The 21,151-nt window shown below is 37.7% G+C and carries 14 protein-coding genes; 12 read left to right on the plus strand and 2 right to left on the minus strand.

Annotation, left to right across the window (positions count from 1 at the left end):
• Positions 1 to 67 precede the first annotated feature (67 nt).
• The 9 genes from BQ2683_RS05825 to BQ2683_RS05865 all read left to right on the plus strand — a co-directional run bounded on the left by BQ2683_RS05825 (position 68) and on the right by BQ2683_RS05865 (position 11,630).
• Positions 68 to 1,837, plus strand: a complete 1,770-nt coding sequence (locus tag BQ2683_RS05825) for a phosphoenolpyruvate carboxykinase (GTP) (RefSeq protein ID WP_069988087.1) — start codon at positions 68 to 70, stop codon at positions 1,835 to 1,837.
• A gap of 395 nt (positions 1,838 to 2,232) precedes the next feature.
• Positions 2,233 to 3,960, plus strand: coding sequence for a C69 family dipeptidase (locus BQ2683_RS05830; RefSeq protein ID WP_069988088.1), 1,728 nt, complete (start codon positions 2,233 to 2,235; stop codon positions 3,958 to 3,960).
• A 718-nt stretch (positions 3,961 to 4,678) separates the two neighbouring features.
• A complete protein-coding gene (locus BQ2683_RS05835) occupies positions 4,679 to 4,885 on the plus strand; it encodes a putative Se/S carrier protein (protein WP_069988089.1) in 207 nt (68 codons plus the stop codon).
• A 99-nt stretch (positions 4,886 to 4,984) separates the two neighbouring features.
• Positions 4,985 to 6,124 carry an aminotransferase class V-fold PLP-dependent enzyme gene (locus BQ2683_RS05840; RefSeq protein ID WP_069988090.1) on the plus strand — a complete coding sequence of 380 codons (1,140 nt, stop codon included), beginning with the start codon at positions 4,985 to 4,987 and terminating at the stop codon, positions 6,122 to 6,124.
• Between the two features lie 267 nt (positions 6,125 to 6,391).
• Positions 6,392 to 7,288, plus strand: a complete 897-nt coding sequence (gene cdaA / locus BQ2683_RS05845) for a diadenylate cyclase CdaA (RefSeq protein WP_069988091.1) — start codon at positions 6,392 to 6,394, stop codon at positions 7,286 to 7,288.
• The gene (locus BQ2683_RS05850) at positions 7,285 to 8,544 is read left to right on the plus strand and encodes a CdaR family protein (RefSeq protein ID WP_069988092.1); all 1,260 of its coding nucleotides are present in this window, start codon (positions 7,285 to 7,287) and stop codon (positions 8,542 to 8,544) included. The genes cdaA and BQ2683_RS05850 overlap by 4 nt, the downstream gene beginning before the upstream one ends.
• 16 nt (positions 8,545 to 8,560) lie before the next feature.
• Positions 8,561 to 10,156, plus strand: a complete 1,596-nt coding sequence (locus BQ2683_RS05855; RefSeq protein WP_069988093.1) for an NAD(P)/FAD-dependent oxidoreductase — start codon at positions 8,561 to 8,563, stop codon at positions 10,154 to 10,156.
• Between the two features lie 4 nt (positions 10,157 to 10,160).
• Entirely contained in the window at positions 10,161 to 10,919 is a 759-nt protein-coding gene (locus tag BQ2683_RS05860) for an exodeoxyribonuclease III (protein ID WP_069988094.1), read from the plus strand.
• A gap of 42 nt (positions 10,920 to 10,961) precedes the next feature.
• Positions 10,962 to 11,630 (plus strand): DUF3592 domain-containing protein, encoded by a 669-nt coding sequence (locus BQ2683_RS05865; protein WP_069988095.1) that lies wholly within the window; start codon positions 10,962 to 10,964, stop codon positions 11,628 to 11,630.
• 412 nt (positions 11,631 to 12,042) lie between these two features.
• On the opposite strand, the gene BQ2683_RS05870 is transcribed toward BQ2683_RS05865, so the two are convergent.
• The gene (locus BQ2683_RS05870; RefSeq protein WP_069988096.1) at positions 12,043 to 12,582 is read right to left on the minus strand and encodes a stage V sporulation T C-terminal domain-containing protein; all 540 of its coding nucleotides are present in this window, start codon (positions 12,580 to 12,582) and stop codon (positions 12,043 to 12,045) included.
• 218 nt (positions 12,583 to 12,800) lie between these two features.
• Entirely contained in the window at positions 12,801 to 16,592 is a 3,792-nt protein-coding gene (locus BQ2683_RS05875) for a glycosyl hydrolase (RefSeq protein ID WP_069988097.1), read from the minus strand.
• A 269-nt stretch (positions 16,593 to 16,861) separates the two neighbouring features.
• Here BQ2683_RS05875 and BQ2683_RS05880 point away from each other — a divergent pair, with 269 nt between their 5' ends.
• The 3 genes from BQ2683_RS05880 (at position 16,862) to BQ2683_RS05890 (ending at position 20,801) form a co-directional block, all read left to right on the plus strand.
• Positions 16,862 to 17,869 carry an AraC family transcriptional regulator gene (locus BQ2683_RS05880; protein WP_069988098.1) on the plus strand — a complete coding sequence of 336 codons (1,008 nt, stop codon included), beginning with the start codon at positions 16,862 to 16,864 and terminating at the stop codon, positions 17,867 to 17,869.
• A 259-nt stretch (positions 17,870 to 18,128) separates the two neighbouring features.
• The gene (locus BQ2683_RS05885) at positions 18,129 to 20,117 is read left to right on the plus strand and encodes a fructose-bisphosphatase class III (protein ID WP_069988099.1); all 1,989 of its coding nucleotides are present in this window, start codon (positions 18,129 to 18,131) and stop codon (positions 20,115 to 20,117) included.
• A gap of 39 nt (positions 20,118 to 20,156) precedes the next feature.
• The gene (locus BQ2683_RS05890) at positions 20,157 to 20,801 is read left to right on the plus strand and encodes a DUF3267 domain-containing protein (protein ID WP_069988100.1); all 645 of its coding nucleotides are present in this window, start codon (positions 20,157 to 20,159) and stop codon (positions 20,799 to 20,801) included.
• The last annotated feature ends 350 nt before the right edge of the window (positions 20,802 to 21,151 follow it).

The following is a 21,151-nucleotide window of genomic DNA, read 5'->3' on the forward strand; positions in this document are numbered from 1 at the left end:
AAGATTGTAATTGTAGAAAATTAGTGTTTTCACTAAGATACAAATTATAAGATAAAGGAGAACTAATATGTTAACAAATAACCAAAATGTGTTAAAATGGGTTGACGAAATGGTTGCCCTCTGTAAACCTGACCAAGTTGTTTGGATTGACGGCAGTGAAGCTCAATTAAATGAATTGAGAGCACAAGCTACCGAGACAAAAGAAATGATTCCTTTAAATCAGGAGAAATTGCCAGGTTGTTACCTGCATAGAACAGATCCAACTGACGTTGCTCGTGTAGAAGATAGAACCTTCATCTGTACTAGAAAAGAAGAAGATGCTGGTCCAATCAACAACTGGTGTGATCCAAAAGAAATGTACGCTAAATTAACACCTATGTACGATGGTGTTATGAAAGGCCGTACTATGTACGTTATCCCTTATTCCATGGGTCCAATCGGTTCTCCTTTGGCTAAAGTTGGCGTTGAGCTGACAGACTCCATCTATGTTGTATTGAACATGGATATCATGACAAGAATGGGTAAAGATGCTTTTGAAAACCTGGGCGAAACCTCTAATGACTTTGTTCGTGGTTTGCACTCTAAAGCAGATATCGACCCTGAAAAACGTTATATTGTTCATTTCCCAGAAGATAATACTATCTGGTCCATTAACTCTGGTTACGGCGGAAACGTATTGCTGGGTAAAAAATGTTTTGCATTGAGAATTGCTTCTTATCAAGGTAAGAACGAAGGCTGGATGGCTGAACATATGCTGATTTTGGGAATTGAAAACCCACAAGGCGAAGTAAAATATATCTCCGCTGCATTCCCATCCGCTTGTGGTAAAACAAACCTGGCTATGTTGATTCCACCAGAAGTATACAAAAAAGCTGGCTATAAAGTATGGACAGTTGGTGACGATATTGCATGGTTGAAACCAGGTGAAGATGGCAGATTGTACGCAATCAACCCAGAAAACGGCTTCTTTGGCGTTGCTCCTGGTACTAACGCAAAATCTAACTTTAATGCTTTGGAATCCACCAAAAAGAACACTATCTTTACAAACGTTGCTCATAACATGGATGACAACACTGTTTGGTGGGAAGGCTTAGATAAAAATCCACCAGAAAATGCAATTGACTGGAAAGGTAATCCTTGGAATGGAAAAGAATCCACTGAAAAAGGTGCTCATCCAAACTCCAGATTTACAGCTCCAGCTGTAAACTGTCCTTGCATCAGCCCAGAATTTAACAATCCACAGGGTGTTCCAATTTCTGCTATGATCTTCGGTGGACGTCGTGCAAAAACAGCTCCACTGGTATACCAATCTTTTGACTGGAACCATGGTGTATTTGTAGGTTCTACGATGGCTTCTGAAACAACTGCTGCTGCTACTGGTGCAGTTGGTGTTGTTCGTCGTGACCCAATGGCTATGCGTCCATTCTGCGGTTACCATATGGGTGACTACTTTGCTCACTGGATCGAAATGGGCGAAAAATTGGGTGATAAAGCTCCTAAAATCTTCAATGTTAACTGGTTCAGAACAGACGATGAAGGTCACTTCATTTGGCCTGGATTTGGTGACAACATGCGTGTCCTGATGTGGATCTTAGACCGCTGCGAAAATAAAGTTGATGCTGTTGAAACTCCAATCGGTTATGAACCAAAACCAGAAGATATCAATATCGAAGGCTTGGATATCGATTTGGATACCGTGAAAGGTCTGCTGGATGTTGATAAAGATCTGTGGAGAGAAGAAGCTGCTGGCATCGAAGAATTCTATCAACAGTTTGGTGACAGACTGCCAGAAGAATTGTCTAACCAATTGAAAGCTTTAAAAGAAAGATTAGGCTAATTTTTTAGGTCTCCTATTATCGTTTTAAAATGCCTGTGAAAGTTTTCTTTCACAGGCATTTTTGCGTTCGTTAAAAAATAGATTATATGTCAGTATAAAAGATTGTCTTTACATAAGATTTGTTTTTATACAATAGAAGAAATCTTAATAAAGGATGAATATACATCATATTCAATCAGAGTTTAGCTGCTCAATATGAAATCAATTTAGAAAAATTGTTTATTTTTTTTGTTTTATAAATATTTTATTTATATATCACTACAAAATTGCTAATAAAATCCAATTTTATTTCCATTTTTATTGACATTTTAATTTATTTAACTTATAATATATACAACACAAATGAATAAATATTCATTTTATGAATAATTTTAAGTAAGAAGGAAGAAATAAAAATGAAATTAAAATGGACAAAAGTAATTGTTGCATTGGCTTTGTCCGGTGCAATCGCATTGGGAAGCAGTATTAGTGCTTCCGCTTGTATGGGCGTTTATGTAGGAAAAGGAGTATCGCAAAATGGTTCCTCTTTCATTGGACGTTCTGAGGATATTGCGAAAAACCACAATAAAATCTTTACCGTACATCCAGCAGAAGATCATCAAGCTGGAGATATGTTTACAGATGGTTATGGTTTTTCTATAGAATATCCAGCACATACTTATCGTTATTCTTTGGCAAAGGATTCCCCTTTGGAAGGAGATGGTGATGAAGCATTTGCTGAGGTGGGTATCAACGAAAAAGACGTTGCCATGACTGCCACTGTTTCTACTAGTTATAATGGAGATGCTGCAAAAGTGGACCCACTGGTTAGAAAAGGCGGTATTCGTGAAGTTTCTATGACCAGTGTTATTTTGGGACAAGCAACAACCGCTCGGGAAGCTGTTGAACTGCTGGGTAAAATTGTAGCTGAGCATGGGGCTGGTGAATGCAATACCATGATGTTTAGTGATCCAAATGAAGCTTGGTACATGGAAATTGTATCTGGGCACCAATATGCAGCAGTTAAAATGCCAGAAGATAAAGTTGCTGTATTCCCAAATATGATGATGTTGGGTACTATTGATGTAACAGATACAGAGAATGTAATTGTTTCTGATGGTTTAGTAAGTTTGGCAGAAGAAAATGGATTTTTACAAACTGTAGATGGACAAATCCATGTTGCTAAAACCTATGGACCATCCACTGCTAGCAGAAGTAATTTAACACGTTTATGGCAGGGAACTTATTATATGAATGTAGAAAAAGGGAATAGTTTAGATATTGAATCTGCTGAAGGCGGTTCATTTGACTTGTTCTTTGAACCTGACCATAAACTATCTACCCAAGAAGTAATGAAATATTTAGGATACCGCGGTGAAGGAACAAAATACGATTCCAATGTGGATTCTTCTATTAAAGCAATCGGAAATGATCGTCAAGCAGAATGCCATGTATTGGAAATGCGTGATGGTATGTACAGTGGTATTGTAGGTGTTGAATGGCTGGCAATGTCCCGTGCAGAATTTTCTCTGTATCTCCCTTACTATGGCGGTATGATTACAGAAACTTGGGAAGGTTATCATCCAGAGGATCTGGAATACACGACAGATTCTATGTATTGGGTATTTAATAAATTAAATGATCTGGCAGAAGATGATAGGGAATTATACGGAAAAAATATTCATAAATATTTAGACCAATATCAGGCAGCTTTGATTGAGCAGCAGGAACAAGTGGATGCAGATATGACAAAACTGTATGAAATTGACCCTACATTGGCACAGGAAAAAGCAACTGAACTTGGAAAATTGATTGCACAAGATACTTATGCAGTTGCGTTTAGTATTGTAACTGAATTGGAACAATTTATTGCGGAAGGTGGCGAAGGTGAATTTGTGCCATCTGTTTTGGAAAACAATGTGATGCCAAATTACTCTGTTGATCGTGTTGGTGGCGTTCCAGAACAACCAACTACTCCTTCTGAAACCCCATCCTCTACCCCTTCTGATACAACCTCTTCCAACTCTTCTACTTCCAGTGAAACTTCTCCACAAACTGGTGATGTTACCGCTATGGCTGGCGTAACAGTTGCTTTGGTTGCAGCTGGTTGTGCAGTGGTATTGAAAAAAAGAAAAAATAAATAAAATAATAGATTGAATACTCCTTTTATTAAAAGTTCTGGTGGAAATGCTTCTACCAGAACTTTTTTATTGGTTAGGGAAAACCATTGGCTCTGTTGGGTATCTTGTAAAAAAGCTTTCGTGACCAATATCGATTGAAGCAAGCCGATAATGACAGTCTTGTGATAACAGAAAGTTGCTGTTAGAACGGTGGTTTATCGTTTACGTGCTGTAAGGCAAGTGATGCAAGAGGAATAACGTTCAGAGGATCCTTGATAGGTTGGCCGATAATAGGACACAATAAGGACAAATCAATCCGTCGGTTAAATTAATGGTTATGAATGTCATGGGAACTTCCTGTTTTACCAAGAGAGCTATCTGATAAAAAACTTCCACATCAAATTTTGAGTAAAGGAAATGATTTAAAAAAGCAATACTATCAAGAATAAAATGAAAATGTGTTTTTTGGAGACTTTTTTCAGGATGATAGGACAATAAATGTAAGTAGAGAAAATTTTTCTTATATCTTTCAATGATTATTTAATCTTTTAGGCTAATTAGAAATTATGGTCTAAGAATAATGAAAAAACTCTAATCGTTTAGCAGGGTAAATTTAATAGTTCGTTACCCGAATAAAAGTATAGATTAAAATAAAAAATTGCTTTACTATAATTTCTAATTTGGATTCGTCACCTTTTTTTTAATTATGCATAAAATAGAGAGAGATAGGAAGGTGAAACGAATGCCAAGTCAATTAATATCTTTACCCTCGATCACCTATGCCAACAAAGCAAAATCCTATCTTGCACAATACGGTATTCAATCAACTGTAATTAAGACGCCAAAAAGCTTGCGAAAACGTGGCTGTGGTTATAGCCTACGTGTGAACCAAGATGGCGGGCAGGCGGCTTCTTTACTACAGCAAGCGGGATTTGAATTGTTGGATTAATGCCGGGCCGTTGTTTCAAAAGGCAACGGCCTTTTTTCTATTGTGAGTTATAACGAAAAGAAGAACTACATAGGAATAGAGAAAAGAGGGGGATTGTTTATGATATATTTTGATAATGCGGCAACAACCTATCCAAAACCAAATCAGGTAATTCAAGCGGTACAACAAGGAATGTTGCGTTATGGAGGAAACCCCGGCAGAAGCGGGCATTCAATTTCCATGCGTACCGCTGAAAAAGTCTACCAAGTGCGTAACTTAGCAGCGGATTTTTTTGATGCTGAGGTGGAGAACGTAATTTTTACCTGTAATTGTACTCAAGCATTGAATTTTGCGATTAAGGGGATTCTGCTAAATGGTGGCCATGTGATTACGACCAATCTAGAACACAATTCTGTTCTGCGCCCAATTGCTTCCCTTGCAAAACACAATAACGTTTCTTATACCATTATGGATGTTTATAATCAAAGCGAAGAGACGATTTTAGCTATGATAAAAAAAGCAATCCGGTCAGATACAAAATTGATTATTTGTACCCATGGTTCTAATGTGACAGGACAGCGTTTGCCCATTGAACGGATTGCGAAACTATGCAAAGAACATAACATTTTATTTGCAGTTGATGGGGCTCAATCCGCAGGGGTATTACCAGTTCAAGTGCGCAATATGGGGATTGACCTTTTTTGTACTGCTGGCCACAAAAGTTTATATGGGCCGTCTGGAACAGGTCTATTGGTATTGGGAAATAAAATCTTATTAGAAACAATTATGGAAGGTGGGACTGGTACTAATTCTTTTCGTATGGAACAGCCGGAATTTTATCCAGAACGAATGGAATCCGGAACTGTAAATACAGCTGGAATTTGTGGATTGGGAGCAGGAATTCAATTTTTAAAGCAAAAAGGATTGCGACGGATTTATCAACATGAAATTTCTTTATGCAGAATGGCATTTTTGGGGTTAAAAGGGATGCGGAATATTCAGTTATATACCCCTGATTGTGCAGAAGGAAGCTATCTCCCTGTATTTATTTTTAATGTAAAAGGAAGAACCTCGATGGAAGTCGTGGATCAATTAAATGACGCAGGGTTTGCTTTAAGAGGTGGTTTACACTGCGCTCCGCTGATTCATCAAGCTCTAGGGACTGAAGAAATTGGAGGAGTAAGGTTATCGGTTTCCGTTTTTAATAAGAGGGAAGAGATCCAAAAGTTTCTGTCAACGATGCAAAAAATATCAAAATAAAAAAACAGGGGGTATCTCCCTGTTTTTTTATTGTATTTATGCGGATACTGGAAAAAATACAATTGAATCATAGAAAACATCACCAACTAATAAAACGATCATATAGTTATAATTTTTATACGCATTCTGTTTTGTAAAATATAATTTTCATTTTCATAAAAATACTGTTTCTATAATGAAAAAAATCACCTCCATTGCTTGAAATTCACCCATTGTATGGTACAATAGAATAGGTATAGATAATTCAGAGGGAAAGGACTTTGCTGTATGCAGTTTTTACAGTCTGTTGCACAGTTTTTTAGTGCAGTGGGTGAAGTAATTGGAGGTGTAATAGCCTCTTTTCGCATCAATGATTTGCTGGATATTCTATTAGTAGCATTTTTGGTTTATAAAGGTATCCAATTGGTAAAGGAAACCCGTGCGGCACAGCTGTTAAAAGGGATTTTATTGCTGTGTGTTGTATTGGTAGTTTCTAATCTTTTAGATTTAAAAACGATTAATATTTTATTAAACTATATCTTTAATTTTGGTTTGGTTGCGATTGTGGTACTATTTCAACCAGAACTTCGGCGTGCGTTGGAACGGGTTGGCCGGACAAAGGTAAGCGGACGTAGGCTAAGTAACCTGTTTAGTGGGAAATCTGAAGAGGAACAGAATATTCGTCGTTGGGAGAAAGCGATCAATACGATTGCTTCCGCTGCAGAATCCCTATCCAAAACCAAAACAGGAGCTTTAATTGTATTTGAACGGCAAAGTAAATTAGGGGAACAGATTGCAACTGGTGTGGAAATTAATGCGGATATTAGTGAAGAATTAATTGGTAATATCTTCTTTAAAAATTCTCCGTTGCATGATGGGGCAATGATTATTCGGGATGCTAGGATTTTAGCGGCTTCCTGCTTTTTGCCCAAGCCGGAAAAAGAAGAATTAATTGCAAGGGAATTGGGGTCCCGTCATCGTGCTGCGATTGGGATGAGTGAGAATTCCGATGCTGTTATTCTGGTTGTTTCAGAAGAAACAGGAGCGATTTCTGTTGCGGAAAATGGTGAGATTATCCGCCACTTAACCAAAGAACAATTAGTGGACTATTTAACAAGCAGGATAATTCCAGAACAACCTGTAGAACATAAAAAATCCAGAACCAGGAGGGAAAAGAAGCAATGAAAAAATTCTCTTTTGGACGATTAATTGAAAATAAACGGTTTACTATGGTGTTTTCCATTTTAATTGCTGTGATTGCGTGGCTAGTTGTTGTAATCCAACTGGATCCAATGCAAAAAAAGGTAATCCGTGATATTCCTGTGACGTATGATTTAGCTGATACACAAGCAGATAAACTGGGTTTAGAAGTAATTAAGATAGAGCCTGCTAATGTTTCTATTACAGTAGAGGGGAAACGTTATCAGGTGAGCAAATTGACCCAAGCGGATTTTAAGGTGGAATTTTCCGCAGTATCAATACAAGGAGCTGGAAGCTATACTTTAGAACTGCGTGCTTCTTCGAAAGAGAACAGTTCCGAGTTCCAAGTAGCAAATATTTCCCCTTCTACTGTTAATGTTACTTTTGATAAAGTATCCAGTAAAACCATTACGTTAACAGCACAGGCACCTAATATTAAAGTGGAAGATGACTTTATTTTAGAAAATCCTGTGCCAACACCAGATAAGTTGGAAGTAAAAGGTCCAGAGCAGTATATTGACCGGCTAGACCATGGCATTATTATGACAGATGCCAGTGAAACTTTAACCCAGACTACAACAAAAAAGGGAACGTTGTTGTTATATGATGTGGATGGAAACCAATTGGATAACAGCTGGTTTACCTTTGATCGTGAGACTTTTGAAGTTGTAATTCCGGTCTACAAACAAGCTACAGTTCCTTTAACATTTAAATACAAAAATGTTCCAGCAAACTTAGACACCAGTAAATTAGAATATTCAATGTCGGTTAATCAGATTAATATTGCAGGCTCAGAAGATGCTGTGCAAAACATATCAGAAATTAATTTAGGTTACATTGATATTCGGGAATTGGATGTTGGAAAGACATTTCAGTTTAATATTTCTGTCCCGTCTGGATTTAAAAATATCAGTAACGTAACCCAAGTAACGGTTACATTTACGGATACTAACTGGAGCTCCAAATTACTTGATGTAACGGATATCCGTCAAAGCAATATCCCTTCGGGGTATACCATTACAGTGCAAAATTCCAGCATCCAAAACGTAAAGATTGTGGGAGACCAATCGGTAATTGGAACATTAATGCCAAATGATTTAGTGGCAACCGTGGATTATACCAGTCAACCCATTAAAGAAGGTTCCCAAACAGTTCAAGTAACCATTGAGGTAGTTTCCAAAGAAAATGTTTGGGTAGTAGGCAGCTATGACTGTATTGTTGTAGCACAAAAAAATCCATAAGCTAAGGGAGGACAAAATGCCGATTGTTGTATCTGGAATCCGGATTGGCTTAGATCAAACAGAAGAACAGGCAATCCGGAAAGCAATTAAAAAATTAAAAATTTCCCATAACCTTGTCAAAGAAGCCTATGTAAATAAGGTATCTTTAGATGCAAGGCGCCAGAACCAGATTACCCTTGTGAATACAGTATGTGTTGAATTAACAGAAGGAGAGTTAGAAGCTGTGCAGGCAGCTTCCGACTCTTCGGTTGTTTATCGGGAAAAACGTAGCATTTGTTTTACACCTGGATTAGAAAAATTAGAATCCCCCATCGTAATTGCGGGGTTTGGGCCAGCTGGAATGTTTGCTGCCTTAACCTTAGCCCGACAGGGATACCGCCCAATTGTGTTAGAACGTGGTACCGATGTGGATCAACGGGTAATAGGGGTAAACCGGTTTTGGAAACAAGGAGTTTTTGACTCAAAGGCGAATGTACAATTTGGAGAAGGTGGAGCAGGCACTTTTTCTGATGGAAAATTAACAACCCGTATTTCTGACCCTTTTTGTGACCTTGTATTGAAAGATTTTGTGAATCATGGAGCACCAGAGGAAATTTTAAAAAAGGCAAAACCACATATTGGTACAGATAAACTTCGACAGGTAGTTAAATCGATCCGAGAAGAAATTCAGTCCCTGGGAGGGGAGATTCGGTTTTGTTCCCAGTTAGAAGGGGTTACTTTTCAAAATAACCAGTTAAAATCCATTCGGGTAAATGGGGAAGAAATACCAGCCTCTATATTGATTTTAGCAATAGGACACAGTGCACGGGATACTTTCTCTATGTTGTTGGAATCTGGCGTTTATTTGGAACCAAAAGCTTTTTCGGTTGGAGCGCGTATTGAGCATCTGCAATCGGAAATTGATAAAGGGCTGTATGGAAAGTATGCTGGTCATCCTTTATTACCGAAAGGGGAATATCAGCTTTCTTATCGGAAGAATGGTAGGGGGGTATATACCTTTTGCATGTGTCCCGGTGGTATGGTAGTTCCTTCCAGTTCCTGTGAAGGGACTGTGGTGACCAATGGGATGAGTGAGTTTGCACGGGATCAGAAAAACGCCAATTCCGCTTTGGTTGTGGGAGTAGGACCAGAGGATTTCGGTTCCTCCCCATTGGATGGGATAAAGTTCCAACAACGGTTGGAACAACAGGCGTTCCAGCTTGGTGGAAAAGATTATCGGGCTCCAGCAGCTACAGTAGGAGAATTTTTAAATCACCGTGTAGGGTTACAGGAAAAGCGGGTACATCCTTCTTATGCTCTGGGCGTGAATCCAGTGGATTTTGACCGGTTATTTCCCAATATCGTCACCCAAATGATGCGGGAAGGACTAGAGAGGTTTGGAAGGAAGATTCCAGGCTTTGATGCAAGTGATGCTGTATTAACTGGTCCAGAAACCAGGACAAGTTCTCCAGTACGAATTACTCGAGGAGAGGATTTTTGCGCTGTGGGAAAATCGGGTTTATATCCCTGTGGAGAAGGTGCTGGATATGCTGGTGGAATTATGAGTGCGGCTGTGGATGGAATCCGCATTGCTTCCGCTATTATTCAAAAATATCAACCTTATGGAGGGTAATGAGATGAAACTAATTTCTTGGAATGTAAATGGGTTACGTGCCTGCTTAAATAAAGGATTTGATACATTTTTTCGTGAACAGGATGCGGATGTTTTTTGTGTTCAGGAAACAAAAATGCAGCCCGGACAAACAGATTATCCGTTTGAGGGATACCACCAATATTGGAACAGTGCGGTGAAAAAGGGCTATTCTGGCACTGCGTTGTTCAGCAAAGAGGAACCCTTGTCAGTGAGTTATGATATTGGGGTAGAAGAGCACACAGGAGAAGGACGTGCTATTACTGCGGAATATCCGGGCTTTTATTTGGTTACTGTGTATACGCCAAATGCGCAAAGAGAACTGACCCGTTTGGATTACCGTATGAGTTGGGAGGATGCTTTCCGCGATTATTTGCTACAGTTGAAATCGAAAAAACCAGTTATCGTGTGCGGTGATATGAATGTAGCACATCAGGAAATTGACTTGAAAAACTTTAAAACAAACCGTGGGAATGCAGGGTTTACAGATGAAGAGCGGGGAAAGATGAGCCAACTGTTAAATAGCGGTTTTATTGATACATTCCGTTATTTGTACCCAGATAAGGAAGGGGCATACTCCTGGTGGTCCTATATGTTTCAAGCCCGGGCAAAAAACGCGGGGTGGAGAATTGATTATTTTCTGGCTTCGGAGGAATTAAAGGAACGGATAGAAGATGCAGTTATTTATTCTGATATTATGGGAAGCGACCATTGCCCAGTTGGATTGATTTTAAAGGAAAACTAACAGATAGTATCTGTGTATATTAAAACGGGGATGTGAGAAAGAATGGTAAAGAAAATTATAACCTCTGTATTAGTAGCAATAAGCCTAATAGCCGGTGTTTTCTTTCTGTTTTTTGGTGTGAAAGGGTCAGTTGAATGGAATAATAGGACAAAAAACTATAAGGAAACGGTAGGCTATTATGTAAGCTATCGTGTCTATACTACTGACAAATACAAGCCTGCCCGTAAACATACCTTTAGGATATACAATCAAAATTCATATCAATTGACCTATTCCTATACCGTTGATGGAAAAGAATACACCGTTTCTACGGATTATGGTGTAGGGAATCTTCCTAATCAGGGAAGTACCAAAAAGATTTTGTACAACCCCAATGATCCAGAAGAAGCTGTTGTTAAAGGGACAAATAGCAATAGTATCATGATTGGTGTTGGAGTGATCTTTACTGTAGTTCCATTGTTTTTTATCTTCGCTTTTTTGGTGATTCAAGGGCATATCAAGATAGGAAACATCAATTGGATTGAGGTTGTGCTTGGTTTGGCTTTTGGTGCCGGAGGGGTGGGGTTCCTTTATATGGCTACAGGCTCATTTTCCATCCCAGAAGCATTTCGTGTAATGGGAATATTAATGGGGGTTCCTCTTCTTATTGTAATTACTGGTATCTTTTTACTTATACGAGGGTTGTTTTTTGGTAAGTATTCAAGAAATTAAAAATAAAGCTAAACTGATTTGATAGGCTTTTATTGAATGCTATAAGGAAAGGGCTATACTATAGAAAAATCTTTCAGGAGACACTTTTTGTGGATTAGCTGTCTAGTTAGCAAGATATTAAATTTTTTATATTATTTTGTCAAATAATAAAACACCAAAAATTTGCTAATACACAATGATATTATCAAAAATCGTTGGTGTTTTATTAAAATCTGTTTTGTGTTAAAATGAATTTAATACTATAAACCATTTAAATAGAATCAATCTATCCTTATTTTATCTAAAAATACGATTACAATTAAATTATATCATTACGAAAAAATACTGATAAATAATTAACTGAATTTGATTTTTTATGATATGTATAAAAATGGCTTGAAACCTAGTTTCAAGCCATTTTTGCTATCTTGATTTATGGCTCCATCTGTTTTCCAAAGAATAAAGCAGCGGTAGTAGCCAATTTTAGTAAAGTATCATCCGCTTGATGGCAATGATCATCTTCTAAAAATAAAATACTTCCACTTAAATCTCCATTTGATAAAATGGGAATTCCTATTAAGGCACTCCGACTAACACCGTCTACTGGCTGCATTCCAGTGGACTGGTTTGTTTTTTGGTATGTTTGGCGTTGGGTCAACATTTCTTCCCATTCAGAAGAAATGCGGCGCTCCAAAACTTCTTTTTTCGAAATTCCAGCTGCAGCAATTACCTGTTCGTGGTCACAAATCAGCACAGGAAGCTCTATTGTTTTGTAGAGTACTTCTGCATACTGTGCTGCAGCAATTGAAATTTCTTCCATAGGGGAATATTTTTTAAAAATAATTTCCCCATTTGATCCTGTGTAAATCTCCAATGGTGCACCTTCTCGGATCCGTAAGGTTCTACGGATTTCTTTTGGAATAACAACACGACCTAAGTCATCAATTCTTCTCACAATTCCTGTGGCTTTCATATAATGATTCCTCCATTTAACAGTATTGGTAATTATTCTATATAGTAGATAACTGTAGTGTCTGTTAAAACAAGGAATTTATACGTATGTTTTTATTCTTCTTTTTCAATTTATTTTATTAATAAAGTAGTTATTAAATATAATAAAAGCTCCTTTAAATTATAAAAACTGGCCTGGATCAATATCCAAGCCAGTTTTTACACACTATGATATTTTAACTATTTTTTCTTACGTAAGGTGAACAATACTGCACCTGCTATCACTGCTGCAACAGCTCCAGCCAGTGGTGTAGCATCCCCTGTTTTCGCTGCATTTGCTTTTGTTGTAGATTCCTGTCCAGTTTGAGTAGCTGTATCATCAGTGGACGGTGTTATTTCTTCTGAAACACTTCCATCTACTGCTACTAACTGATCCATTGCAGCTTGTACGTTTGTTACTGCTGCGTCTACTTCTTCCTGGGTTGCGTTTTCATTGTTGTACACATCGTTTGCTTCCGCTACTGCCGCTTGTAATGCTGCATAGCTCTCGGCTGTGTATGCGTTTGCGTCCACTTTGTCTGCTTCCGCCAGAACATCTTCTAAAACAGACTTATCTGCTTTGAATCGTAAATTCAGCATTGCGTTTAACAGATTATCCGCTACTTCATTGATTTCCGCCTGCATAGCGTCTCCATTATTGTAAGTATTCTGCGCTGCTTCTAATGCTGCGGTAAATTCCGCTTTTCCCGCTTCTACATAACGGTCAAGTTCCGCATTGATTCCATTGGCTGCTTCAATCAAAGAAGCTAACGCTGTTTTATCTCCAGCTACAAACCCCAGTTTATGAATTTCGTTCATTAAGGTTTTCCATGCTGCATTTACTTCTTCCTGGGTTGCTGCTGCGTTATTTGCTACTGCCTTGGCATTTTCCAATGCTGCATCAAATGTTTTTTGTACACTTTCAATAGCATTGTCATATTCCCCGCTTGTTTTGGCCTGTTCCGCATAAGCAATCACAGAATTTAAGATACCTTTATCTGCTTTAGAAACAACTATTTCTGTTTGTGTATATGGTGTTAAGGTAACATTTCCAATAATGCCGAAATTATAGGTATTATCAGGTGTTTTGCCAAACATGACATTGGACATATTGCTGGAAACTTCTACGACAATTGTATTTTTCCCAGCAACCAGATATTGACCAATATCGGTATGGAGAGAAATTTGGTTCATTGGCACTTCTGTTCCATTAACGAACAGACGTCCAACGTCAGAAACATCGGTAAAGTCGAGATACGCACCCTGTCCTTGTTCCCATCCTTTTTCCAATTCAAATGAGGTAGTATATTCCGCTACACCTGCTACGTTTTTCAGATTGGAATCAATTTCATACCAAGGTACCAGGCCTGTTTCAGATAAATCATAGGTATCACTCTGAACAATATTTGTATCATGGACGTTTTCCCCTTCTGTCCACTGATTTAATACCATTGTCCAGTTGGTTAAGTCCATTGGATTTTCTGCAGCTTCTGCTGTTACATGAACAGACGTTCCATCATTCAAAACTGCATCCAAATTTCCTCCTTGAGTGGAACGCAATGCCAAACTGTCAGTATCCACATTGTATACTGCATTATCTGCGTTGGTCTGTTGTACTGTATTTTCTAATGTTTTACTGCTCCAACCATCTTTGGCAATGGCAACCATCATTGCGTCCTGGGAATCCAAATCAACATTAATGGTAACCATTCCATTGCTGGAGATAAACTCTGCAATTGGTGTAATTTCACCGCTCCACGGATCAAGTAAATAAGGAGTTCCTTCTCCTTTTAAGGTTACAGTTTCAGCTAATTCATTCTCATAATCATTATACATAAAGTATAATTCCGCATCCTCTGTGGTGCGATGGTTATAATACATATTAGAAGGTGTTTCCGGCTGAGCATCCGGTGAAACTTCCAGTTGAGAAAGCGCAGTAACTAATTCCGCACGGTCTGCAACTGTTTTTACATTATCAAGGCCTTTTAATTCATCCATATAAGCAACCAGCTGTGCGTCAGCATCCGCAAGTAGTTCGGAGGAACCTACATTTTCGTTACTTCCTGGATAAGAATTTACTTTGCTTGGCGCTTCCCCTACAATGACAACTGGCAATCCTGCTTTTGCGTAATTTAGGATTTTTTCTGCAACATCCAATGACATTTCAGGTACAGTGCCATCCCCCATTGGCTCAATTACTAACGCTTTATAGGATGGGCCATCTGCTGCAAGAACTGTTTTACCATCTTCAGTTCCAACAACAGCATTGTCCATATTCAAAATTGCTTGGGTCACATAGTCATAGGTATATCCAGCCTGTTCAATTGGTGTAATATCGGATTGGATATTCCCTTTTCCATACATACAGCGGTATACTGCCAAGTCAACATCTCCTTGTCCCTGTTGCAGTACCATTTGAGTACGAGAAAGTGCATCTGTCATTATATCTACATTTTCCCACATTGGAGTTTTATCGTCCCATTCGTTACCATAACTTAAAGCGGACATTGCAGAATATCCTGGCCAAGTCACTTGGACTGGGAAAAACATATTTTCTGTATCGGTAAATTTATAGGTAGAACCATGGAATACCACCTTATTTACACCAGCTGAGAAAAGCCGATAAGCATAGTGCATAAATCCTAAATGACGGTTATCGCTTCCGCTCTGCAATTGAGTATCCGTCCAGGTTTCACGCCAAGAGTCGTTTCCAATCTCCGCTGCTTCTGCGGAAAAGATTTTATCCCCTCTCATGTTTGGTACGGCACTAAGCTGGCGATAAGAATCTGGATTGGTTCCACTCAACGCATAAGATTCTACTTCTACAATATCGGTATAAAGTGCTGGATCAGTCAATTCAAATGGACTACTCCCCTTACTGCTGTATGCCTGATAGCGCAAAGTCATGTTGTGAGAATCCGCCCATTCATTGAAGACGCCCATATGGTTTTCCGCCAAAAGTTCTGTCATAGTAGTATAAAGGTCATCCCGTACACGGTCTCCAATTTCACTAAAATTACTGTTGATCGCAGGTAAATATGGGGTTAAATCATAACCACGTCGGGCTTGGAATTCTTCTAGCATTTTTGGTGTCCACAAATTGCTCTTTAATTCAAAGGAATCACCAAATAAGCTTCCAGCATTTTCTTCATAAAGGCGTTTCAATTCTGGATCGCTGTTCATTGCGTTTTCCCAGTTTTGTGTAACAGCACGGGTAGCATCTGCACTCATGTGGTCGATTACATATTGTTCTACCCCAAACCCAACTGTATGGTTAGCAGACTGGCGATAAAAATAGAATACAGTCCAATCCCCTTCAGAAGGAGCTGTCCAAGACATTTTACCAGTTTCCTGGTTAAAATCTATTTCCTGATTTCCATCCAATAAATTTAATGCTGTAGAAGAATCGTAACTTCCATCCGCTAATTTCTTCGCTGCTGTCACCGCAATCAGTTCATAATCGCGGTTTTGATCTAAATTCTTTGGAAATACATAGCTTTCTGTCGTATAAATCATTGCATCGGCAGTAGCAGTAAAATCAGCACTTGCATTCAGTAATAACTGTTCTGCACGGATATCGTCTACATCTGTAATTTCTGGGGTAGCGATTGGCCACATCTGCCCAATGGTACAGTCAATCTGTACGCCGTAATCTAATCCAGCCTGTAAAATCCACTTCATTGTCTGGTTCCATGTTTCATCATTGATTGAACAATTCTTTGCAAGTTCCAAACATTGTAATTCTACGCCAGAATAGCCCCCATCTGCAAATTCCTTTACTTCCCTGCGAATTTCCTCTTCGTTCATACGTCCTGGTGCAATCCACCACCGCATAAATGGTTTCGCATCCTTATCCGGGGAAAGGAATTCCTGCTCAAAAGCAGTTAAATTATTTGTTTCCCCTGTAAATGTTGCAGCGTTTACAACAGCCCCTTGGGATAAAACCATAACAGCTGCCAATAAAGCCGCTGCGTAGCGTTTTGTTTTTTTCATTCCATTGTTCTCCTTTCAATACAGGTATTATTGGCAATCATGCCTCCTATACCTAAAATAACCTACTACCCATTTCCCTCTCTGAAATGGTTTCAATTACACAAAAATAGCATCAATAATATTTCATATCAAGTTACCGAATCTCTTTTTCTGTGTTATAATAATTGTAGCAGAACATCTATTTTGGAAACAAGAGAATAGACAACACGAAAACAGGGAATAAGAATACCAACTATGTGTAATATAGTAAATTAAGAAGGAAAGTTTTTATGTATATTGACCATTTAATTGCATCAGAACGAGAAAAAGTACTCCATTTAAGTTTTAGCGATTCTGTTATAAAAAAGCATAGACAGCAACTGAATGAATATGGATTTTTTACGGTATCCATTGAAAATGAGCAAAATCCCATGAACAATGGATTATCCATTATTCTGCATGGTCCTCCTATCAAAACAAAACATTCTCCAGTATTCCATAACCATGATTACTACGAAATGGTTTATGTTTACCGTGGAGGATGCGTCAATACCTTCCGTGACCATGAAGTTATTCTGTCACAAGGAGACATCCTTCTATTAAACCCTAATGTATTACATTGTTTACATACTTTACATGAGCAGGATTGTGTCTTTAATATTATGCTTAGCCGTTCCCTTTTTGAAGAATCAATGTTGCTTCTTTTATCAGATAATAAATTATTCAGTAATTTTATTGTCAGCTATATGTATCAAATCAATACCAGCCAGGAATTTTTATATTTTCCTGCTCAACAAGATGGCCAAGTGGATGATATTGTAACAAATTTAATCTATGAAGTCCGTGAACGTTCCTCTTCTGGGAATGGAAATGTAATACAATATCTTCTTGCTGTATTGTTTACCCTATTGGCAAGAATACATGCGGAAGAAAATAATATCAATGCGGAAACGCAGCCTAAAATAGCATCATTACTGGATATTATTAGCTATATCAATCAAAATAGCAACACTGTCAACTTATCTGTTTTAGAGGAAAGATTTTCCTATTCCTCCGGTTATATTTCCAGGATGATTAAGCAACATTGCGGACAAAGCTTTACACAGCTAGTCCAGAATGCTAAACTCCAACACGCCCGGGAAATCCTCAAAACTACGGATACTAGCATTGTAGAGGTGGCGGAAGAATCCGGTTTCCAAGATAGCCAATATTTTTCTAAGTTATTTAAAGAAAAATTTGGCTTAACCCCAAGGCAATACCGGAAGATGTGTCAAGAATCTATCGTTTCATCTTTCTAAGCAGCTTATGATTCTAAATAGGCTGCTATTTCTCTATTATTTTAAGTTGCTTTCCTATTTTATATGACAAATTATTTCAATTATCTAAGATACAATAGAATGCGTTGTTTGATTCAGCAACAATATAATGTTATAAAAATAACAATCTTTTTCTTTCATTTTTTAGTCTGAATTGCTAAATAACATCCATCTATTTACATAATATTCATAATTTTATAGTATACTAAACCTAACTTAATCGATTCGCAGGAGGGGAATAATGAGCTATTTAACGGATGAAGTGAAAAAAAACCGCAAATATCTTGATCTTTTGTCCAAAGAATATCCAACAATTCAAAGTGTTTGTACCGAGATCATCAATCTGCGTGCTATCATCAATCTACCAAAAGGTACCGAGCATTTTATGAGTGATTTACATGGGGAACATGAAGCATTTAAGCATATTTTAAATAATTGTTCTGGTGTAATACGCGAAAAAGTAGATATGTTATATGGCGATACTTTGGACGAAGAAACCCGGTCCGAAATTTGTACTTTAATCTATTATCCTGAACAAAAGTTGCAAATGATTAAAAAAGAAAAAGCCAATACTGACAATTGGTATATGATTACATTGCAGCGTTTACTAAAAATTTGTAAAAAAGTAGCATCAAAATACACACGTTCTAAAGTGCGTAAAGCAATGCCAAAAGAGTTCCAATATATTATTGATGAACTTCTTCATGCGGAATATGGCGAAGAAAGCCAAACCATGTATTATACCAAAATTATGGATACCATTATCAATTTACATAATGCGGATGCGTTTATTATTGCATTATCTTCCTTAATTAAGCGCTTGGCAGTAGACCGCTTACATATTGTAGGGGATATCTTTGACCGTGGTCCTCGCCCTGACCTGATTATGGACATGTTAATGGACCACCACTCTGTGGATATCCAATGGGGTAATCATGATATTTTATGGATGGGGGCAGCAGCAGGAAGTTCTGCCTGTATCGCAACCGTAATCAACAACTGTGCTGCGTTCAATCGTTTAGAAGTATTAGAGCAGGGGTATGGGATTAATCTGCGACCATTAGCATTGTTTGCGGAAAATCACTATTTAAACTGTGAGAACTTTGCCCCCCGTGCAATCCGTTCTGAACATACTGCACAAAAGGATTTAAAGCTAGTTGCTAAAATGCATAAGGCAATTGCGATTATTTTATTTAAATTAGAGGGAGCTGTCATTAAACGCCATCCAGAATATGATATGGAAAATCGTTTGCTTCTGGATAAAATTGATTTCTCAAAAGGTACTGTTATCATTGAGGGAAAATCCTATCCTATGAATGACACCTTCTTCCCTACGATTAATGAGGCTGACCCTTACGCTTTAACATCAGAAGAAAAAGAATTAATGAAAGACCTAAAGCAGTCTTTTCGGGAAAGTACTCATCTAAACGAACACGTGCGCTTTTTATATTCCCATGGGAGCATCTATTCCTGTTTCAACCAAAATTTATTGTTTCATGGCTGTTTGCCTATGGAAGAAAATGGTGATTTCATGGAAGTAAACGTCAACGGCACTGTGGCAAAAGGAAAAGCCCTGATGGACTTAGCAGATTCTACTGCACGCCAGGCATATTTCCACATGGAAGAAACCAAATATAAACGCTCTTGTTGTGATTTTATGTGGTATTTATGGTGTGGAAAACGCTCTCCATTATTTGGACGTTCTAAAATGACTACCTTTGAACGCCTGTTTATTGAAGATAAATCCACTTGGACAGAAGCAAAAAATCCCTATTATGTGGTAAGCAAACAAGAGGAATTCGCTGTTAAAATTATCCGTGAATTTGGCTTAAACGAACGGGTATCCCATATTATCAACGGACATGTCCCTGTCAAAGCGATTGATGGGGAAAATCCAATCCGTGCAAATGGCCGCTTGATTGTAATTGATGGTGGTTTTTGTCGGGCATACCAGCCAACAACTGGGATTGCGGGATATACACTGATTTACAATTCCTATGGAATGCGGCTTATGTCCCATCAGCCTTTTGAAAGCGTAGATAAAGCAATTAAAAATAACCTGGACATTCAATCCAACTCTACAGTTTTTGAAACAATCAAAGAACGCATGAAGGTAATGGATACAGATATTGGTACCGAGTTAAGCGATAAAATATACGATTTATCCCTGTTACTCAATGCTTATCGAGACGGTTTGATTAAACAAAAGACAAATGAAGGGCATTATTAATTTGTTGTTTTGTTTTAAACTACTACAAGAGGTATCTAATTGAAAAACCAATACCAAAAAGAACGCCAAAGGAAACTGACAAAATCTGAACAACAACGAAAAGAAAAATTTCAAGTAGTAAAAGAAGAGTTGGAGTCCAACGGTTATGTTTCTCATAACCTAACAATCGGGCTGGTTTATGCTAATGTTATGGCAATAGTATTAGGGATGCCTATCGCTTTATTATTAACAGCCTGGTTTTTCATAAAACATCCAGTCAGTTCCATTCTATTACAAATTGATAAGGCGTTTTTGGCATTTGTTTTGTTAGTTCTGTTAATTGTCATCCATGAGCTTATTCATGGAATTTTCTGGGGTATATTTGCAAAAAATCATTGGAAATCCATATCATTTGGTTTTATCCTCCAATACCTAACTCCTTACTGTTCTTGTAGCCAACCACTGAATAAAGTAGAATATATCATTGGAGCTATAATGCCTACCATACTTTTAGGAATTTTTCCTTCCATTATTTCAATTTTCATAGGCTCTGCTTTAACATTTATCATTGGTATTGTGATGATATTTGCTGGCGGAGGAGATTTAGCTATTATTTTTAAATTATTGCGCTTTCAGAATAGAGCTGAGGATATCCTTTACCTGGATCATCCATATCAGGCCGGCTTAGTAGCATTTACAAAATAAAAAACAATTAAACTATTTTAAAATACGTTCTTTTTATAAAAATGGAGTATTATTTAATATAGTGAAAAGACGATTTCTTCCTTATAATGGATATAAAAATGATGAATCAAAGTAGTAACAAAATTTATCTTAGAAAAATTTTTGCTTATTTTTTGTGTAAAATATATAATTGTTTTGGCTCTATCCATAGAATATGTCATAAAAATCATTCAAAAATATCATATAAAAACATAGTCAATCTCGTTTTGATATGTTATAATAAATTACAAAAATAAAATACCCCTTAATAAAAATAGACTTTAGCTATAAGCTGAATTGCTTATTTGGGAACTATTTTATTTGGCATTATA

Origin of the sequence: Massilioclostridium coli (assembly GCF_900095865.1) — a bacterium.
Classification (GTDB): domain Bacteria; phylum Bacillota; class Clostridia; order Oscillospirales; family Ruminococcaceae; genus Massilioclostridium; species Massilioclostridium facile.